This is a genomic window from Neobacillus niacini (genome assembly GCF_023715415.1).
Taxonomy (GTDB): Bacteria; Bacillota; Bacilli; order Bacillales; family Cytobacillaceae; genus Neobacillus; species Neobacillus niacini_C.
The window spans coordinates 144,356-164,987 of record NZ_JAMBOB010000008.1 but is presented as its reverse complement, the minus strand read 5'-3'; the positions used below and the strand labels follow the sequence as shown (position 1 = coordinate 164,987).

Genomic DNA, 20,632 nt, shown 5'->3' with positions numbered 1-20,632 from the left:
GTAATTTTTTGGAATGGAGTCGTACGTATGAACCCTAATCAAGATGGTTTAAAGCCATTTATTTCCCTTATTTTATCAGCAAAAATCCCAAAGCTTGCATTAGGTATTGGATTGACAGCAAGTCTGATTACAACTCTTGCTGGCCTTCTTGTTCCAGTGTTAACGAAAAATTTAGTAGATGGATTCTCGGTGTCCTCTCTAAGTGTTCCGCTCATGATTGGGATTGGAGCAGCTTTTATTTTCCAAGCGGTCATCAATGGGGTATCGATATACCTTTTAAGCTTTGTTGGTCAAAAAATTGTCGCCCGGCTCCGTGAAAAGATGTGGGTCAAATTAATTCGTTTACCCGTAAGTTATTTTGATAAACAATCGAGTGGTGAAAGTGTCAGCCGTGTTATCAACGATACGAGTATTGTCCGTGATTTAATTTCAAATCACTTTCCGCAATTTATTACAGGTATTATTTCCATCATCGGCGCCATAACGATTCTCCTGATTATGGATTGGAAAATGACATTATTAATGTTAATCTCTGTTCCCCTTACCTTTATTATTATGATGCCGCTTGGCAGGAAAATGGCGAAGATTTCACGTGGTCTGCAGGATGAAACAGCTGCCTTTACCGGTAACATCCAGCAAACGTTAAGCGAAATCCGATTAATGAAGGCTTCAACAGCAGAAAAGCATGAAGAGACAAAAGGAATATCAGGGATCGAGAAATTACTAGGGTTTGGTTTAAAAGAAGCACGGATTACGGCGTTAATCGCTCCCATCATGTACCTGGTTGTCATGATGGTGATCGTGATGATTATTGGATACGGAGGCATGCGTGTGGCAAATGGAACGATGTCCACCGGTTCACTTGTTGCATTTTTACTTTATCTCTTTCAAATTATTTTTCCCATTACCAGTTTCGCTATGTTTTTTACACAGCTACAAAAAGCAAAAGGAGCAACCGAGCGGATAATTGAAATTTTGAACCTCCCTCTAGAAGAAGGCCAAAAAGGCATGGAATTGGACATCAGTAATAAGCCAATTCAGGTTCAAAATGTTTCCTTTTCCTATAGTGAAGATGAACCTGTCCTTCTTGATGTGTCATTTGAGGCGCAGCCTGGGGAAATGATTGCATTTGCAGGTCCAAGCGGCGGAGGAAAGACTACTATGTTCGGCTTAATTGAACGCTTTTACGAGCCGACCTCAGGAAAAATTATGGTTGGCGAAATCCCAATCACGGATTTATCGGCTGCAGCCTGGCGCAGTCAAATTGGTTATGTCTCACAGGAAAGTGCCATGATGGCGGGAACTATCCGCGAAAATTTATGTTACGGGCTTCCCGATGTTGAAACCATTTCTGATGAAAGACTCTGGAAAGTTACAGAAATGGCGTATGCAAGTGAATTTATTAAAGCCTTCTCAGACGGATTAGACACAGAGGTTGGAGAGCGCGGGGTTAAACTTTCAGGCGGGCAAAGACAGCGCATTGCGATTGCACGTGCCTTTTTACGTGACCCTAAGATCTTAATGATGGACGAAGCAACGGCAAGCTTGGACAGCCAATCAGAAGGAATTGTCCAGCAGGCTTTATCCCGATTAATGGAAGGCCGTACTACCTTTGTCATTGCTCATCGCCTATCAACCATAGTGGATGCAGATAAGATTATTTTTATCGAAAAAGGAAAAGTAACGGGAATCGGCACCCATCACGAATTAATACAATCCCATGATTTATACCGTGAATTCGCAGAACAACAATTAACTAGCCAAGAAAATACTAAAAAAGGTGCATTAAGTTGAGCTAAATGCACCTTTTTTATCCTAAGCATGAGGCTGTTTCTCTGTCATTGGGAGAATTGCCCCCTCCTCTTTTATTTTAAAAAGAGGAACAATGAGTAAAGCACCTAGCAAAAATAATATACCCGAAAGAGTGTAGACACCAGATATTGTCATGGGAACTTTTATGACTCCTGCCACTGACATTCCAATGACCATCGTTCCCATAAACAATGGATTAAGTACGCCATTTACCCGCCCAATGAAGTTTTCCTCTGTATACTTAAGAATAATCGTATTAATTCCTATATGAATACATGGGAAGAACATGCCGTTTAATACTTGTAAAACAAGCGTCAATACAACACTGGTAGACCAACCTACCCCAATAGTAAAGAACATACTTGCAAAGATTCCAAGCGCCAAGAGCTTCTGTGGGGAGATCTTCTTGGAAAAAGCCATCACAATTCCACCGCCAAGTAACATACCAGCACCATTTGCCATTAATAACCACTGGAGAAATTCTTTAGGCATTTGCAGTTTCTCCATCGTGACAAAAATTGCAAGAGGTGAAATCAAACCCACCGCTAAACCACAAACGGTAAAAACGCCGCCCATTGATTTTAAAATCTTTTTGGAGAGGACATAGCGGAAACCATCTCCCAATTCTTTCTTAAAGTTATTCTCCACATTCGTTTTTTCCTTCTCAATATCGCGAGGAAGGAACATTAATACAAGCCCGGAAAGTAAAAACATCGCTCCCATAACGCCAATTGAGATGTAAATTCCATATCTTTGATAAACAAGTGTTCCAATAACTGGCCCAATAACCATAAATATGGCCATTAACGATTGGAACATCGCCATAACAGATTGTAATTGTTCACCAGGAACATGCTGCTTTAAGAGCTTCATTGCTGAAGGCATGGAAAACTGTGATAGAATGGCTGAAACGAGTGTGGCTAAGAAGATTGCCTGCCACGATCCGTAGAGAAGGGCCAACAACACCAACCCAATCGATACGGCAGATAACAAATCGCACCAAACCATCGTTAGTTTAGGCTTCCAACGGTCTGCAAATGTTCCACCAATAAAGGAAAAGATAAAGATAGGTGCAAATTCAACGACAGAAATTAAGGAAACATATACTGGATTATTATTGGTAATATCCGTAACGTAAAGTAAAATGGCAAAGTTTCTTATCCAAATCCCTAACTGCAGTAAAAAGTTTGAAGACATAATGGCTAAAACAATACGATTGCTAAAAATACTTCCTGCAGGCTTACCTGTTTGAATGGTCATCGACCCCTCTTGATTATTAACCTCCATCATATTCCCCCTTTAATTGTTATAAAGTTATTTTTGCCAAAATTCTGCATAATCATATCATATTGGAAAAATTATTTCAGTGGAATCCCAAGGTTTCGCAAGAATTAATATTTATTTCTCGATTATTAGTTGATAGAATCGTAGATGTTTTGATAAGTTAAAGAGAGAAGAGTATCTTATAGAGGTGTTTTTTATGAATAAGATTTCAATTGCTGGTTTTCTTCATCCAATTGTATTGCTATTGGTTGTTTTGTTTATAAAAATTTATGCCTTTCAGGTTGTAGTTTTTGAAAACACATCGTTTTTTCATGTTTTACTTGTTGAGTTTCCAATGTGGGCTCTTATGTTATCAGCCCTTATGATCTTTTTAAAAAAACGGATCTGGTTCGCTATTTGGCTTTATAACTTATTCTTATCGGTTCTGTTCATTGTCGTCGTTTATTATACTCGCTATTTCTCAACCGTTCCATCTTATTACGACGTCAAACAAATTTATCAATCAAACTCCGTTGGTGGAACTGTTGCCCTGCTGGGAAGTCCATATGACTTTTTATTTTTCCTAGATGTTGTCTTAGTACTTCCACTTATTTGGTACTTCAAGAAAAACGCATCATCCTTTGTTCCGGCTAAAAAATTAGCCATTGGCTTTGGCTGTATGGGACTCATTATGACGATTATCGCTTTCCGCTACCCATTGATTGATGTTTCTTATTTTGCAAAAAAGCATGGCTATATCCAATCACAATTCGTTCAGGCCTATGAAAACAGTCTTGGAACAGCTTTTGCCAGTCAAGAGCATTTGTCTGAAAGGGATTTAGAAAAACTAAAAGGCAATACCTTTGTTCCTGCCGTTAAACATGACACCTTTGGTCTTGCAAAAAATCGCCATGTTTTCATTATCCAAGTGGAGTCCTTACAGGAATTCACCATCAATCAAAGGATTAATGGTCAAGAAATTACGCCAAATTTAAATACTCTTTTAAAAGAAAGTGCCTATTTCGATAACGTATATCAGCAAATTGGGGCTGGTAATACATCTGACGCAGAATGGCTCATGCATACTTCCTTATATCCAGAAGGCATGGACCCGACAGTTAATACCTTGGAGGGTACAGAAATTCCATCACTAGCTTGGACACTAAAGAAGAACGGCTACGGTGCTGCAACCTACCATGCGGATGATATTACCTATTGGAGCCGCGATAAACTATATCCTGCGCTGGGATTTGATTATATCTACACAAGCAACGAGATTCCTAACGAAAAGGAAATTGGCTTTGGCCCTGCAGATGAAGTGTTATTTAACTTTGTGGAGGAACAGCTGCCAAAACAGTTGAAATCACACAACAGGATGTATTCCAATATTATTACGCTCACAAGTCATACACCATTTGAAATGCCAGAGGAATTTGAGTTTCTAGACTTGCCTGACAACTATAAAGATACCTACGTCGGAAACTACTTCCAGTCAGTTCGCTATACAGATGAACAAATCGGGTTATTCATTAACCAGTTAAAGAATCTTGGTATCTATGATGAATCTCTTATTCTGATTTATGGTGATCACTCTGGCCTGCACGGTGCACCCGTTACCGAGGATGATAAAGTTCTTTTGAAAGAAGTACTTGGGCATGAATACACGATGCAGGATCGTTTTGTTATTCCGGTGTTATTCACGGTACCTGGTCTCTTTGAAGGTGAAACCTATTCCCATCTTGGGGGTCAAATTGACCTGATGCCGACTCTATTAAACTTGCTGGGCATTGAACATGATTCACAAATGATTGGGCACAATCTTTTTCACTATAAAAAGAATCTGTTAGGAATGCGCTATTATCTGCCTGGTGGTTCGTTTATCAGTGATAAAACCTTTTACACAGCACCAAGTGCGAAGCTTCCTGCATCCATCTATGACCGAAAGACGATGAAGAAAACAAAGAATACCAATCGACTTCAAGAAAGAATGGATAACACCCTATCCATCATGGAGTACTCGGATTATATCCGCAAAGAACAAACAGAGAAATAGGTAAAGGACCTGCATGCTGTCATGCAGGTCCTTTACCTTTACTGAATCTCTCTAACTCGTTTCCTTAAATGCGGAATCTCTAAGTACGTGAATGTACGCCAAATCCATTCCAAAGGACCATATTGGAAAAATCGTAGCCAGATGACACTAAAAATGAGCTGGATAACATAAATCGTTAGACAAAGAACCAGAGATTGAAGATATGTTAATGACTCAAACAAGTTGAATAGATAACCAGCTAAGTAGATAAAGACAGTTTGAAAAATATAGTTTGTCAGAGCCATCCGCCCATAGCTTTTCAATGGTGATAGCAGCTTTTGAACAATTGGTACTTGCAAAAGCAGGATTAGCACGCCCACATATAAAGCAGAAACAAGCGGTCCAATCATAATCCCTATACTTAAAAATTGGTAAGTTGCTTCATCCACTCCTGAATAAAAACCAAATGGACTAGCTGGGGCATGTTGATATTGATAACTGAGTCCCGCAATACTCATGATTAACAAAAGAGCGGTAAAGATTGATACCTTTTTTATCTTCTGAGCCAATCCTTCAAATAGGCGGTATTGACCTGCTGTAATCCCTAGCAGCATTAACGGTACCACTAAAAACAGCTTAAATGCCATCATACTTAGGACAATCAGGAGTATTAGAGCAATACCGAGGTTAATTTCTTTTTTCACTTTATAAAAAGCTAGTAGAAGGAGCCCAGTAACCGCATAAACCGTTAACGCTTCACCAGGATGGAACTTTACATGGAACCATCCTAAGATAAATAGTGCTGCGATTCTTCTCAAAAACAAAAGATAGCCATTTTTTCCCTTTGAGTTTGCTCTTGAAATAAATAGATAAAATCCTACACCGAATAAAAATGAGAAAAGTGTATAAAACCTGCCCTCAACAAATAAAAAGAGAAACCGCTGGTAGAATGCATCCGCCGAAGCAGGTTCAGGCACCTTAACTGCAAGCAATGGCAGGATATTCACAAGAATAATACCTAGTAATGCAACCCCCCGTAAATAATCTAGAATATCTATTCGTTCATTTCCTTCAGTTGGCTTCATTATCCTCACCTCAGGTTAGATTGGTATGAACATATGTATAAGGAATAGTAGAAAAAAGACCATTGCTGTTGTGAGATGAAATTTACGTCGAAACCCTGAAGCCTTTTTATGGCGCAAATAACCTGCAGATAATGTAAGAAGCATGATGGCTATGGCTAGATAGCCACTGATTAGTTTCAAATTGCCAAACCCAACAACAGGCGCAATTTCAAATAAATTAATAGCAGCGTGACCGATAATAATCGTTGTAGCTGTTATCGCTATTTTAATATGCCATTTCATCATAACTCTTGAAAACTTTGCAAGACGTATCTTTATCTGCCTTACCGATGATTTGCGTATCACTAAAAAGATGAAATACATATTGATATTAATTAAAAATAGAATCATTGCCATTTGTGCCAGAAACTGAGCAATTATTACCAAATTGCTGTCATGTGGACGAAAAAACCAAATATAAATAAACGAAAATACAATTAAAATACTATTTACTGCAATCCAGAGTTTATGAGGCAAGCTTTTTCCTCCTAATACGTTACCAAACTCATTCCTTCATTTGTTTTTGGAAAGTAAGAATCAATAATCTTTAGGTCTTCTTCCGATAAGGTCAACTCTAACGCTTTCAAGTTACTTTTAATATGCTCAATGTCTTTCGCTTTCGGAATCGCAATGATTCCTTCATGCCTTAGTATCCAGTTTAAAGCAACTTGATAAGGAGATGCTCCGTATTTCCCACCAATCTCGTCCAACACCTGACGTTCCTTTGTACCTGGTTCCGGGAATCCGGCTCCGCCAAAAAATTTTGGAGCATAGCCAAATGGAGAGTATGCCATAACCGCTATGCCTCGTTCTTGGCAGTAAGGAATCACATCGTTTTCTACCCTTCGGTCGTTTAAATGGTATCCTACTTGATTACATGTAAGAATATGTTCACCTAAAACGCCTTGAGCTACAGTCATCAATTCAGTGGTAAAATTGCTTACTCCTATATATTTTATTAACCCTTTTTCCACTAAATACATCATTGCTCTCATGGTTTCTTCTACCTGATGCTCTTTACTAGGCCAATGTTGGAGATAAAGATCAATATAGGTGGTCTTTAATCTCTCCAAACTTCTCTCTACAGCCTCAATAACTCCCAAATAGGAACAATTTTTGGCTGAGACCTTTGTTGTTAAAAAGATTTCTTTACGGCAATCCTTAATCGCCTCTGCCACTATTCGTTCAGCTCCGCCTTGGGCATATTCTTCCGCAGTATCAATTAAAGTCATTCCATTTTCTATCCCAAATCTTAATGCTTTTACTTCTTCTAATTCCAAACCTTTATTTTCCCCATATGTCCAAGTTCCTTGACCAATTATCGCCACATTTACATTTGTCATTCCAAGATTTCTTTGTATCATTGCGATCCCCTTTAACAACATTTTTATCTGTTAACCTGAACAAAGTGAATCATCCAATCATATTTTATTAATACAATAAGTATAACAAAAATAAACCGCGGCCCCTATTACCACGGTTCACTATTACCTGCGTACTGCAAAAGAGTAATCCATCCTTGTCAGCCAAACAAGCTTGGATTATTTTTTGTTTTCTCTCTTATAATCGACTTAAATTCCATTGTGTTCACGTGAAATGAATCGTTTTAACATGTTTTAAATTCCGATACACGATTTCCCTTTCTGCTGTAACGAGTGTTAGTTGGGAATTCAAGACCTTTTGAAGCAATCCTATTTTTTCACTGCTGTCGCCGCCATCAATAACTACAAGATGATTTTCTAACTTTTTGCACTGATCTTCAAAGCTTCTCGCTAATGGAATGGAGGCAGGTGCTGCTGGAAGGGTCTGATTGATGATGGAATAGGGAGCACTATGTTCAGGATAGGGAATGAGCCATTTAACATGATCCATCGAAATAAACACGGTTTTGAATACAGGTGAGTAAAAGACAAAGTGATTGTTCATGATACTCGTCAAATAGCCGTGAATAGATTTATTACCTGTTACATATACCTCGACAAACCTCCCCTTTGCACTCGTCAATATTCCACGGAATGATATGGAAAGGGAATCAGGTTCAATCGGTTTTTCTGTTGGAGGTTCATACACAATCGAATTTTGTTCCATTGTCACCTCTTTCACCCTCTGAATATGAACGGCTGGAATATAAAGAAACCTTTGACTTCTACCCACATATAAAACAAGGATATCTAATCCCGAATCAACCATAGTCCCAGAGTGAAATTTCCCCCCAGAAATCTCTACTTCTATATTTTTTCCCACTAATTCATTAAACGTCTTCATTTAATTTCTCCTTTATTCGTAACTTCTCTTTACTGCAGTGCTCCGCCAAATAACCATGAAACCCAATAATATAAAACAACTAAAGTAAACAAAGTCGCTGGTGGAATAACAACAAAGGTGATTTTTACATATTCCCACCATGTGATCAAGACTTTTCCTTTTCGAACGATGTGCATCCACATTAGCGTTGCGAGCGTTCCCATTGGCAGTAATAATGACCCCATATCGCTTCCAATCACATTAGCTAAATAGGAGACTTTTAAAGCTAGCGGACTAAGGTCCATATTCATTAACGTAAGCGTTCCGACCATGAGAGCTGGATGATTATTAAAGATGTTAGAGAGAACCGTTAATAGTGCACCCATCATGACACTCGCATGGAGCAGGCTTCCTGATACCATCGGACGCATATAATCAATCAGCAAATTTGTCAAACCAATATTATGCAGCCCGTAAATAATGACATACATGCTAAATGCGAATATGAGAATATCCCATGGGGTTTTCTTCAGCATATCGACAGGTGATACTTTTAAATAAGCCCATCTCCAGCCTAAAAGGACAAGTGATCCTATCACAGCCATTACTGATACAGGTATAGCAAAGTATGATGCGACAAAAAGACTGAGACGTACGGCAAACACGAAAAGAAGGATATTTCGCATAAACCGAGACCGTTGTTTTTCAGAGGAATAAGTCGGACCCGGTTTAAGTGGATGATAGGAGTTTCTAGTCAATCCGAATACTTTAACCGGAACCGTTTTTGGTATTACTTTTTTAAAGCGAAGAAACAGGAGCCCTACAAGTAATAAGAGTCCGAGTGTTGCAGGGACAAACATCATCGCCGTATGCAGCCACAAGTCCATTTCTACTATTTTTAAAGCAATAAGGTTGACGATATTGCTGACACCAATGGGAGCACTTGATGCCGTAGCAATTAAACCACCTGATAATAAATAGGGGATCTTCTGATGATTCTTCAACCCCATATTGTTTAATAACATGACAAGTATCGGAGTCGTGATTAAAATACTTCCATCATTATTGAAGAAAAGTGTCATGAGAAAGCATAAAAGGTTAACGTACCAGAATAAACGAATACCTGACCCCTTTGCTTTCGCTGCGAGCTTTTCTGCTACCCAATTGAAAAACCCAAAACTTTCTAAAACAATCGCCATGACGATGGTTGCCATAATGGTTATGGCTGCACCCGAGATGGTTTCCGTAATAACTCCAAGATCTGTAAGCGAAACACTTCCACTGATTAATACAAATATCGCACCTATTGTGGCAGGAATGGCTTCGTTAATTCCTCTAGGTCTCCACAGAATAAAGATGAGTGTAGCCACAAAAGCTAAAATGGTCATCCAAACCATAGGTTGAATCATTTTTTCCCCTTCCAATCTAGTTAGTTTTCATGATGTTCCATGAGACGACTCTACCTCCTCAGGTGATCCAAGTCCGCTCATGTCCCCCCCTTCCATCTATCCCTGTTGTCAGGTTGTACTTTATTTATATGTATCAGGAAGTGAACACGCATTAGGTTTGTACCCTTTTCCTCTATAAATCCACTGAAATCTATGGACAACTGTCTTTAATGAACCAACCCATGCCTAAGAAATTCAGTAATTTAAGCCAAAAAAAAGAGACAGTCATGAGGAACTCTCATGACTGTCTCAAATTAAAGGGCTACTACCTAAAACATTATAAACTTCTATTTATCAGAGATAAAATATTCCGTAACTCGGTGACAGGCACCTGACCAGGAGCTGATGATTTCTTGGCCGCACCGAATGTCAGAGCAGATCCAAATATTTCACCTGCTAATCGGCTGATAACTCCCTTACCCGCCATAGACATCGTAATAATTGGTGTGTCATTATAATGCTCGTTCATGGTATTTGTTGCATCTAAAAGGGTCAAAACATCCGCTGCGCTTTGTGGCATGACGGCAATTTTTGGAAGATCACCGCCTAATTCTTGAGCCTTGCATAATCGAGATATAATCTCCTCTTTTGCGGGTGTTTCATGAAAATCATGATTTGAAATAATCACATACACATTGTGGTTACGTGCAACCGAAATGAGTGTTTTAATGGATTCTTCATTATTAAACAGCTCGACATCAACGATATCAATCAGACCACTTTCCACCATTACCTTATTTAATTCAAAATAATAGGATGTGCTGACTTCCTTTTCTCCGCCCTCTTTTGCACTCCGGAAAGTGAAAACAAGCGGTGTATCAGGCAGGATAGAACGAATTTCTCTCAGTGCATCTTTAACCTTGTCCAAATCTTCTACATCAGCAAAAAAGTCAACACGCCATTCTACTACATCTAGATCTGTTGTTTTTAGAAAATCTGCTTCCTCTGTTAATTCTGGTATCGTCTTCCCTACCATAGGAACGCAAATTTTCGGAGCTCCTTCGCCAATACTTATCCCCTTTACGGTAACACTTCTTTTCATCTTCTCCACTCCACTCCACTCCACTCGAACCTTTTACTTCGTTTCATGCAACTCCCAAGATAATTTTAAGGTTTCTACAATGCTATCAGCTAAGTCATCCATATTTTGATTGTTTATTTGAATACTTGAGTGAAAGTTATTCGTATAGATTTCTTTTCTTCTATAAAATAACTCTTCGATTTCATCCATTGACTTACCCTGCAGAACTGGACGGCTGTCAATAATTGAACTTAACCTTTTCTTCCAAGCATCCCAGGTGATATCTAAATAAAATACGATACTTGAATTGAGGCATACGTTACGGATTTCTTCTTGAAGGAATGCTCCTCCCCCCACTGAGATAATCTTTAGTTTATAGTGACATAGATTCTGAATTAATTCTTTTTCCTTCTCTCTAAAGGCTTTCTCACCAATTTCAGCAAATATTTTCGGTATTGGCATGTTATATTCTTTTTCAATTTCTTCATCAATATCAATAAAATCACGATAAAGTTTTTTAGCAACCAGCTTTCCAATCGTTGTTTTCCCAGCACCCATAAACCCAATAAAGACAATATTCTTTTCTCTTAATGACAATGTTTTTCATCTCCCACGGACAAATAATATTGATACCATTATAAGCTTTTAATCCTATAAAACCAATCATGGTTAATTTTTAAGCTTAATTGGGAAAATAAGATTATTAGCCATCAAAGAAATTTTAAAATCGGATAAGTCCATTGATATTGTCATCATCGACGAACTTGAGAATGCACCAATGGTCGAGAAACAGTTGTATTATGTTCGCGGTGACGCTTTTTGTTATTTGCGATAAAGAGACACTAACGAAGATAAATCCGGAATACAAACCCCAATAATAAAAAATAGGTCCTATCTATTGGATAGAACCTATTTTTATTGTCTTTATTTATGACAACTTACCCTAATTTTATTTTGTCCTGAGGATCTTCTAGCTTCATATGCTCAAGCTCGAGTCTCATTCTTTCTGTTTCAATTAAATAATTCTGGTGTTTTAGTTTCTCTAATTCAAGTTCCCCCTGAATCATTTTGTATTTTATTTTATTCTGCTTTTGGAAATGGGCCGTCAAAATAGCAATGATTGGAATCGAGAATACCATAATTACTGCAATTGTCCCCGTCATACTACTCACTCCTCTTTTGGTACAAAATATTCTTGCCTTCTAGATCAATAATACCAAATTCTAGAAATAGTTTGTACAGAATTGTCAAAAAATAAAAGCGTGGAAAATGCTATTCCACACTTTTAATTTGTTTCTTAGGTTTATTGAGCAGATGTTTTACGGAATAGACCGGATGGTACAACAGCATCCATGGACCTGAATAACGCATCACCGATTTCATACTTAGCCGATATTTGGGTTTATAACAGTGTACAGAACAATTAGAGCAAGCACTTTTTTCTTCTCCAAATCTACATAGTGAAAGTCTCATATGAGCATAGGTTTTTAAATTCTGACATTCCTTACATAATTCATCAGGTTGTTGATGCTTTCGCCGACAGTACAGCGCAATCATCTTAGTAACCATTTCTTTTTCCTTTAGAATATTTGGACCCGTATTTAACTGCCTTTTCATTGAACGTAAACCCCCTTTAAAAAGATAGATCTACCACCCAAATGTGTTCTTACTTAAAACATATCACAGAATCTCATCATAAATATCACGAATCTTTAACAAATTCCTAACAAGTAACGATCTTTATCTTTTCTAAAAATACTTTCTCTTTGACAAAAGCCTGTATACCTATATATGATAGTAAACAGTGTAAAAGGTTAACACTATATTTGAGTGTGCAATCTTCATTAGAAGGGTGGCTTTATATGACCGGAGATCAACAAAAAAAAATCATCATGTTGATGATCAACATGTTTATAGCAATAGGGAGTTTTGGTATCATTATTCCCATTTTACCATCCTATTTGGAATCCATTAATCAAGGTGGAACTGCTGCAGGACTGTTTATTGCTATTTTTGCAGGAGCACAATTCATCTTTTCCCCGATTGCAGGTAAATGGACAGATCAATATGGCCGCCGAAAGATGATTATCTATGGACTAGCAGGTCTTACTCTTTCGATGTTCATTTTTTACTTCTCTAATTCAATCTGGGTACTTTACGCCTCTCGAGCGGTCGGTGGAATTGGCTGCGCTATGCTTGTACCAGCAATTTTCGCTTATATCGCAGACATTACGACGATGGAGCAACGAGCAAAAGGGAACAGCCTAGTTTCGGCAGCGATGTCTCTTGGGATTGTTGTTGGTCCTGGAATCGGTGGTTTCTTTGCAGGCTTCGGATTGAAATTTCCTATCTTAGTATCCGCACTTGTCTCTCTTGTTTCCGTATTATTTTCTATTCTCCTTTTAAAGGAGAGCAAACCAGCTTCGTCTGGAGAAACTTCAGCAATTCTGACGGATGAGTCAATGACTCGCAAAATTGCCCGCTCAGTAAAAATGCCATATTTTATCCCGCTAATAATTACATTAGTGATGAGTTTCGGATTAATTGCGTACGAATCGGTTATAGGGTTATACCTTGATAATCAATTTCAATCATCTGCGAAAGATATTGCGATAATGGTTACAGCAACAGGAGTTGTCAGTGTTATCGTTCAGCTCTTTGTTGTTGATAGAATTGTGAATCGTTACGGGGAACGTACTGTGTTGAATATATTTATCGCTGTTGCTGCAGCTGGATTTCTATTCTCGTTGTTCGCATCCAGTTACACTTTATTCTTTGTCATTTCACTATTTATTTTCCTATCCACCTCTATTCTCCGTCCGGTGTTGAATACATTGATATCCAAACTCGCAGGGAACGAACAGGGTTTTGCAATGGGAATGAATAATGCTTATATGAGTATCGGTAATGTACTTGGACCGACATTAGCTGGATTGCTTTATGATGTTAAAATCACCTATCCATTTATTTTAGGATTTGTTTTATTAATACTTACCTTATTCATTACCTTTACTTGGCAAAAACGGTCACTTAAAGCAAAAGCAATTATATAGGAAGAAAAGACTGATGCGGCATGAAGCGCATCAGTCTTTTTAATTTGCTCTTTTATATTGATACATTTTCCACTGATAATGAATAAAACAGCCAATGCAAAATCCGAGGATAGCTACAAATGCCGCAGTCGCCACCATAATCGTGAACACATATCCCACTGTATTCCAGCCAAGCAGAAAACCGATGAACCCAGCTCCTAAACAAAATACAGCGATTTTTTGATTAAATTGCTGCTGCTCCCATTCCTCCGGGATATACTCTTCTGGTTTTTTCTTTAGAAAAAGCTTTGCAATATTCATTACGGGATTATATTTAAAAACAATTCCTGATATTCCTGCAAGTAACGGAACAATCAAAAACCATCCTTCAGCAAAAACTAGTGTTAAAACTGCGCTAATAACGATTACCCATTGATTCGTTTTCACTAGCGGTCTTGGGATAGAACGTACTTTATTAGACAAAACAAAACCCACCTTTCTCATTGGAATTATTGGTGATTTATCTTTAAGTTTACCTGCTTTATGCCGTTTTGTATAGCTTTGTTTTATTAAAGGTAGACCCATTTTGTTTTAAAATGTAAGATAAAAGTAAGGGCTTTTACAAGGAGTTGGCATTTGGTGAAAATCAAAAAAATCCTCAATAATAATGCCGTTGTCGTTTCAGACAACAACCAAGAAAAAATAGCGATTGGTGCTGGCATTGCCTTTCAAAAACGGAAAAATGACGTTATTAATCCAAGCAAAATCGAAAAGCTATTTGTTATGAAGGAAAATGAAAAATTCCAACAGCTCTTGCAGCAAATACCCGTAGAGCACTTCTCCATCTCGGAAGAAATCATCTCTTATGCAGAAGAATGTCTTGGATTAAAATTAAACGAGCATGTCCATATTGGTCTTACCGACCACATGTCTTTTGCCATCGAAAGAGCTACACAAGGAATCCATCTTAAAAATAAGCTGTTTGATGAAATAAAAATCCTTTACAAAAAAGAATTTGATATCGGTATGTGGGCCATCAGATATATTGAAAAAAAGACTCATGTTAAAATGCCTGTAGATGAAGCTGCTTATATTGCTTTGCATATACATACTTCAAAGCCCCAAAGCGGCGATATGAAACAAACTTTAAGGCAGACCGCCATCATTGGTGAAATGATTCAAATCATTAAAGATTCACTTCATCTCTCTATAGAGGAAGATAATCTTTCCTACCAGCGGTTAATGACCCATCTTAGATTTACTCTATCCAGACTCCAAGATGAATCACAGCCAATCATGGATGGTGAAATGCTGGCGATGCTTAAGAAAAAATTTGCTGATTCCTACAAAATTTCACAGAAGGTCGCTAAGTTTCTTGCGAAAAACCATAGTATCAAACTTCCGGAACAAGAACTGGGTTACATAACTATACATATTGAGAGAATTAGAAATCGATAAACATAAAAAACCGCTTGGACATATTTGTCCAGGCGGTCTTTTACTAACTACCTTTTTATTTTCCCGTACGGATTTTCATGATTTCATCAGCTACGAATTGTACATTGGTACCAACAATGACTTGTATGCTGTTTTTACCGACAACATTAATCCCCGGTACGCCAGTAGATTTTATTTTCTTCTGATCAACAGCACTCATATCTTTCACTTCTAAGCGTAGACGTGTTACACAATTGTCCACAGATGTTACATTTGCATCTCCGCCTAAGCCTTCATAAATCTTAGCAGCCATTACAGCAAATTTATTTCCTGCTGCAACACCCTCCTCCGTTTCTTCATCAATATCTTCCTCACGACCAGGAGTCATTAAGTTGAATTTTGTAATGATAAAACGGAATAAGAAATAATAGATAAACGCAAATACTAGACCTTGAACAAGTAACATAAATGGTTGATTTGCAATAGGAATCTTTAAACTTAAAACAAAGTCAACTAATCCAGCACTGAAGCCAAATCCTGCTGTCCAATGGAACGCAGCAGCAATCGCTAATGAAAGTCCTGTCAATAGAGCATGAACAAAATATAATGCAGGTGCCACAAACATAAAGGCAAATTCTAGTGGTTCTGTTACCCCTGTAAAGAATGCAGCGAAACCAGCTGCTAACATCAAGGAGGCCACTTGTTTTTTCTTAGTAGATTTTGCTGTATGATACATAGCAAGCGCAGCGGCCGGCAGACCAAACATCATGACTGGGAAGAATCCGGCTTGATACATTCCTGTTATACCCTTTTCTCCCTTACTAGCCCAGAAATTACCGATATCGTTGATCCCAGCGACATCAAACCAGAATACTTGGTTTAATGCATGGTGTAATCCTGTTGGAATTAAAAGTCGGTTAAAAAATCCATAAAGCCCTGCACCCGCAGCACCTAATTCACTGATACCTTTACCAAATGAGATTAGTGCGGTATAAATAACCGGCCATACAAAGAACAGTATTAAAGAAACAGCTAACATAGAAACCGCTGTCATAATTGGAACTAGTCGTTTTCCACTAAAGAATGCTAAGGCATCTGGCAATTTCACATGGCTGAAGCGATTGTACATAATAGAGGCAATCACCCCTGAAAGTATCCCAACAAAAGCATTTTTGATTTTTTCAAAAGCTGGATCAACTGCTGTGGCATCTACTCCTTGCAGCATGGCCACAACATCAGTTGAAAGCAACGTTGTAATGACTAGAAAGGCAACCAACCCACTCAACGCCGAAGAACCATCTTTGTCTTTAGACAAACCTAACGCAACCCCTACGGCAAATAAGATTGGAATATTGTCAATAATCGAACCACCAGCTTTAATTAAGAAAGCAGCAACAGGACTTTCAGCACCCCAGCCGATTGGGTCAATCCAGTACCCGATTCCCATCAATATCGCAGCTGCAGGTAAAACAGCTACTGGCAGCATTAAGGAACGTCCTAGTCTTTGAAGATATTTCATCATTTTTTTATTCCCCCTATTTTTTTACAAACAATTAAAGAGTTGCCTCAAATCTCACTATTACAAGGATTCAATAACTTCATTTCCAGCCTAGAGCAGCTGCAAAAAAATAAATATAAGGGCTTTGTAACTTGAAATTACTAATTATCTATCCTTGTCAGTAAATTGAGTTCACATGACTGGCCAACACTCTACACCCCTATCATTTACAATATTTGAAGTCTACCACCCCCTTTACTAATAAGATATCCTTTAGCAGCCTGAGATTATTACAGTTTTCACCTGAATGGCACCAATTCTACTATTAGAGTTTTTTTAAAAAATAAAAAAGGCATGGGGGTACAATAAAAGGGCAGAAACGCCGCCTTTTTATTTACCACCATGCCTGAAAAATATCAGTAACATGTGATCACTATTTATTTTAATAACACAATTATATCATTAAAACAATAAAACTCAATTGAAAGCGATAACATCTCACAATTTCCTTTGCAATCGTTTTCACAATAGTATATTTTATCAAAATAGAAATACTATTTTAAAAAAACTTTCTTTTCTCTTTTACACTACTAAGATTCCTGTTATATCAATATTGTTAACCCTTATAGGTAGAATTGCCAAAAATAGTTTTTGACAATTGAAAACAATCGAAAGTATTATAATATAATAAAGGGAGGTAGAATTATGTCGAATTATAATAGGCAGAAAATTGTGGATAGTGTCCCTCAGAAAGGTTTCTTCGGACATCCAAAAGGATTATTCACTCTATTCTTCACAGAATTCTGGGAGCGTTTCTCTTACTACGGAATGAGAGCCATCCTAGTCTACTATATGTACTACGAGGTATCAAAAGGCGGATTAGGGCTAGATGAAAACTTAGCTCTTTCCATTATGTCCATTTACGGATCACTCGTTTATATGTCAGGTATTATTGGCGGCTGGTTAGCTGACCGGATTTTCGGTACATCTAGAGCTGTATTCTACGGTGGAGTACTGATTATGCTCGGCCATATTGTTCTTGCGGTACCTGGCAGTGTTGCCATGTTCTTTGTATCCATGGTGTTAATCGTACTTGGAACAGGGATGCTGAAGCCAAATGTTTCTACTGTAGTAGGTGAAATGTACAGCGAAACGGACGACCGTCGTGATGCTGGATTCACTATCTTCTATATGGGTATCAACGCTGGGGCATTCTTATCACCACTAATCGTCGGAAGTGTAATGGATTATAGCTTCCACTTAGGTTTTGGTATTGCTGCTGTTGGTATGTTCCTTGGACTTGTCATGTTTGTACTAACAAAAAAGAAAAATCTTGGTCTTGCAGGCACTACTGTTCCAAACCCACTTTCAGAAACAGAAAAGAAAAAGACCTTTACTATCATCGGATTAGGTGTAGTGGTTCTAGCTGTTTTATCTGCTGTTTTAATTCCAATGGGAGTATTAACATTCTCAAGCTTTATTAATATTGTTACATTCCTAGGTATCTTAATTCCTACTATTTACTTTATCGTTATGTACCGCAGCCCTAAAACTACAACTGTAGAACGTTCACGTATAATTGCTTATATTCCATTATTTATTGCAGCTGTTATGTTCTGGTCGATTCAAGAACAAGGCTCAACAATCCTTGCAAGTTATGCAGACAAACGTACTCAATTAGATTGGATGGGAATCAACATTTCTCCAGCATGGTTCCAATCTTTAAATCCTTTATTTATTATCATCTTTGCACCAATCTTCGCTGGATTATGGGTTAAATTAGGAAAACGTCAGCCAACAATACCACAAAAGTTTTCATTATCCTTATTGTTTGCTGGTTTGTCATTCCTTGTCATTCTTATTCCAGCATACCTTGGAGGCACGGATTCCTTAGTTAGCCCAATGTGGCTTGTTCTAAGTTATTTAATTGTTGTATTTGGTGAATTGTGTATGTCACCTGTAGGGTTATCTGCAACTACAAAATTAGCGCCTGCCGCATTCTCAGCACAAACTATGAGTTTATGGTTTTTAGCAAGTGCTGCAGCCCAAGCCCTTAATGCACAAGTCGTTAAATTTTACTCACCAGAGAATGAAATGGCGTACTTTGGCTTTATCGGTGGTGCAGCTATCGTATTAAGTATTATTCTATTTGTATTAGCTCCGAAAATTCAGGGCCTAATGAAAGGTATTCGTTAATTTTTATGAAAGCAGTATCCCAGCAAAACGGGATACTGCTTTTTTGTTCTCTTGCCAAATTCAATTTAATCGCGTAAGATTAAATCGTACACGATTAAATTGAAAAAATCACTTCTACCATCCACTTTTTTAGGAGGAAATGACAATGACAACGGTATACGACTTTACTGTAAAAATGACGAATGGCCAGGAAAAATCACTAAAGGAGTACGAAGGTAGACCCTTACTAATTGTTAATACCGCCAGCAAATGTGGATTGACACCCCAATTTAAAGGTCTTCAAGAGTTATATGAAAAATACAAGGACCAAGGTTTAGAAATTTTAGGATTCCCGTGTGATCAATTCAATAACCAAGAATTTGATAATATTGATGAAACCACTCAGTTTTGCCAATTAAATTACGGTGTTACCTTTCCAATTTTCGCAAAGATTGATGTAAACGGGGAGAACACAGATCCTTTATTTTCTTTTTTAAAGGAACAGAAAAAAGGGATTCTATCCAAAAATATTAAATGGAACTTCACTAAATTTCTTGTCGACCAGAACGGACAGGTTGTAGAACGCTATGCACCAACAACTGAACCACTGAAAATGGAAAACGATTTAGAAAAGCTACTTTCTTAATTAGGTGGTTTGTATGGAAGACTTTGTGACACTAAAGAAACAACTATGCTTTGCAGTTTATGAAACTGCTGGAGAATTTAATAAGTTATATTCAAGTGTTCTTCAGCCCTTTGGTTTAACCTACCCGCAATATTTAGTCTTAGTGGCTTTATGGGAAAAGGACGGAGTGAGTGTAAAGGAACTCGGAGAGAAATTAAATTTAGGCACTGGCACATTAACTCCAATGGTTGCACGAATGGAAGCGAATGACTGGCTTAGGAAAGAACGCTCTAAAGCAGATGAAAGGAAAGTATTTATCTATTTAGAAGAAAAAGCCCGTGCAGAAAAGCTAACTATTACCAGTAAGGTGGCAGAGGTTATTCAATCCTGTCAGATAGAGCTTGAGGAATATGAGCAGTTGATGAAGCAGTTGAATACTTTACAGAATAAAATGAAAGAACGAAGATTATAACTAACCTTTCCCACCCAAAAAAGCTGTCCATTAAACTTGGACGGCTTTCATTAATTCCACGAAACACTCATACCCAACCCATTTCAAGGAAATAGTAACTATAGTACAGCAGAAGGAGGCTCTTTAGATGATTGATAGAAATAATAACGGTAATAATATGTTACCCTTTATTGGTGTAGACAGTGATGCAAATGGTAATGTGAAATTAAATGAAGATCAATACGAGGTTTATGTGAATGGAGTTTTTGTTGGGAGTAAAACACTAAAAACCCAAGGGGAAGATTTATCCGATATTGACGACTTCTTACGAATCCAAGGATTCAGTGACTTTACCTCTTTCGTTGACGGTGACCATTATATGATTCACGTCGATCATCAAGACAACGATATCTCAAATGCCCTGTCTGTCTACTTTAATAATCGGTAACCATACAATACTATATCTAAGG

General features: G+C 37.8%; 20 protein-coding genes. 8 read left to right on the top strand and 12 right to left on the bottom strand.

What is annotated here, in order from left to right:
* The first annotated feature begins 27 nt into the window (after positions 1–27).
* Entirely contained in the window at positions 28–1,794 is a 1,767-nt protein-coding gene (locus M3189_RS19555; protein WP_251636853.1) for an ABC transporter ATP-binding protein, read from the top strand.
* 21 nt (positions 1,795–1,815) lie between these two features.
* Here the strand turns inward: M3189_RS19555 and M3189_RS19550 are convergent, their stop codons facing one another.
* Positions 1,816–3,099, bottom strand: coding sequence for an MFS transporter (locus tag M3189_RS19550; protein WP_285889747.1), 1,284 nt, complete (start codon positions 3,097–3,099; stop codon positions 1,816–1,818).
* Between the two features lie 193 nt (positions 3,100–3,292).
* On the opposite strand from M3189_RS19550, the gene M3189_RS19545 reads away from it, so the two are divergent.
* The gene (locus tag M3189_RS19545; protein ID WP_251636851.1) at positions 3,293–5,128 is read left to right on the top strand and encodes an LTA synthase family protein; all 1,836 of its coding nucleotides are present in this window, start codon (positions 3,293–3,295) and stop codon (positions 5,126–5,128) included.
* A 38-nt stretch (positions 5,129–5,166) separates the two neighbouring features.
* Here M3189_RS19545 and M3189_RS19540 read toward each other — a convergent pair whose 3' ends face one another.
* The 9 genes from M3189_RS19540 to M3189_RS19500 form a co-directional block, all read right to left on the bottom strand.
* Positions 5,167–6,192, bottom strand: a complete 1,026-nt coding sequence (locus M3189_RS19540; RefSeq protein ID WP_251636848.1) for a DUF418 domain-containing protein — start codon at positions 6,190–6,192, stop codon at positions 5,167–5,169.
* A gap of 15 nt (positions 6,193–6,207) precedes the next feature.
* Positions 6,208–6,708 (bottom strand): hypothetical protein, encoded by a 501-nt coding sequence (locus tag M3189_RS19535; protein ID WP_251636845.1) that lies wholly within the window; start codon positions 6,706–6,708, stop codon positions 6,208–6,210.
* Between the two features lie 11 nt (positions 6,709–6,719).
* A complete protein-coding gene (locus M3189_RS19530; RefSeq protein WP_251636844.1) occupies positions 6,720–7,595 on the bottom strand; it encodes an aldo/keto reductase in 876 nt (291 codons plus the stop codon).
* Positions 7,596–7,818: 223 nt separating this feature from the next.
* A complete protein-coding gene (locus tag M3189_RS19525; protein ID WP_251636841.1) occupies positions 7,819–8,496 on the bottom strand; it encodes a DUF2642 domain-containing protein in 678 nt (225 codons plus the stop codon).
* Between the two features lie 29 nt (positions 8,497–8,525).
* Complete coding sequence (locus M3189_RS19520) at positions 8,526–9,884, bottom strand: arsenic transporter (RefSeq protein WP_251636839.1); 1,359 nt, start codon at positions 9,882–9,884, stop codon at positions 8,526–8,528.
* A 316-nt stretch (positions 9,885–10,200) separates the two neighbouring features.
* Positions 10,201–10,965, bottom strand: coding sequence for a type I 3-dehydroquinate dehydratase (gene aroD, locus M3189_RS19515; protein ID WP_251636838.1), 765 nt, complete (start codon positions 10,963–10,965; stop codon positions 10,201–10,203).
* Between the two features lie 33 nt (positions 10,966–10,998).
* The gene (locus tag M3189_RS19510) at positions 10,999–11,502 is read right to left on the bottom strand and encodes a shikimate kinase (protein WP_251637096.1); all 504 of its coding nucleotides are present in this window, start codon (positions 11,500–11,502) and stop codon (positions 10,999–11,001) included.
* Positions 11,503–11,882: 380 nt separating this feature from the next.
* Positions 11,883–12,107, bottom strand: coding sequence for a hypothetical protein (locus M3189_RS19505; RefSeq protein ID WP_251636828.1), 225 nt, complete (start codon positions 12,105–12,107; stop codon positions 11,883–11,885).
* Positions 12,108–12,216: 109 nt separating this feature from the next.
* Positions 12,217–12,561 (bottom strand): nitrous oxide-stimulated promoter family protein, encoded by a 345-nt coding sequence (locus M3189_RS19500; protein ID WP_251636826.1) that lies wholly within the window; start codon positions 12,559–12,561, stop codon positions 12,217–12,219.
* Between the two features lie 245 nt (positions 12,562–12,806).
* Between M3189_RS19500 and M3189_RS19495 the strand changes: the two genes are divergently transcribed.
* Positions 12,807–13,997 carry an MFS transporter gene (locus tag M3189_RS19495; protein WP_251636824.1) on the top strand — a complete coding sequence of 397 codons (1,191 nt, stop codon included), beginning with the start codon at positions 12,807–12,809 and terminating at the stop codon, positions 13,995–13,997.
* Positions 13,998–14,036: 39 nt separating this feature from the next.
* Here M3189_RS19495 and M3189_RS19490 read toward each other — a convergent pair whose 3' ends face one another.
* On the bottom strand, positions 14,037–14,459 hold the full coding sequence (locus M3189_RS19490; RefSeq protein ID WP_251636822.1) for a DUF4395 domain-containing protein: 423 nt from the start codon (positions 14,457–14,459) through the stop codon (positions 14,037–14,039).
* A gap of 156 nt (positions 14,460–14,615) precedes the next feature.
* On the opposite strand from M3189_RS19490, the gene M3189_RS19485 reads away from it, so the two are divergent.
* Entirely contained in the window at positions 14,616–15,434 is an 819-nt protein-coding gene (locus M3189_RS19485; protein ID WP_251636819.1) for a PRD domain-containing protein, read from the top strand.
* 55 nt (positions 15,435–15,489) lie between these two features.
* Here the strand turns inward: M3189_RS19485 and nagE are convergent, their stop codons facing one another.
* Positions 15,490–16,935 (bottom strand): N-acetylglucosamine-specific PTS transporter subunit IIBC, encoded by a 1,446-nt coding sequence (gene nagE / locus M3189_RS19480; RefSeq protein WP_251636816.1) that lies wholly within the window; start codon positions 16,933–16,935, stop codon positions 15,490–15,492.
* A gap of 681 nt (positions 16,936–17,616) precedes the next feature.
* Here nagE and M3189_RS19475 point away from each other — a divergent pair.
* The 4 genes from M3189_RS19475 (at position 17,617) to M3189_RS19460 (ending at position 20,610) form a co-directional block, all read left to right on the top strand.
* On the top strand, positions 17,617–19,107 hold the full coding sequence (locus M3189_RS19475; RefSeq protein ID WP_251636814.1) for a peptide MFS transporter: 1,491 nt from the start codon (positions 17,617–17,619) through the stop codon (positions 19,105–19,107).
* 145 nt (positions 19,108–19,252) lie between these two features.
* A complete protein-coding gene (locus M3189_RS19470) occupies positions 19,253–19,732 on the top strand; it encodes a glutathione peroxidase (protein ID WP_251636812.1) in 480 nt (159 codons plus the stop codon).
* 13 nt (positions 19,733–19,745) lie between these two features.
* Positions 19,746–20,183, top strand: a complete 438-nt coding sequence (locus tag M3189_RS19465; protein WP_251636810.1) for a MarR family winged helix-turn-helix transcriptional regulator — start codon at positions 19,746–19,748, stop codon at positions 20,181–20,183.
* Positions 20,184–20,310: 127 nt separating this feature from the next.
* Positions 20,311–20,610 (top strand): hypothetical protein, encoded by a 300-nt coding sequence (locus M3189_RS19460; RefSeq protein ID WP_251636808.1) that lies wholly within the window; start codon positions 20,311–20,313, stop codon positions 20,608–20,610.
* Positions 20,611–20,632 lie beyond the last annotated feature (22 nt).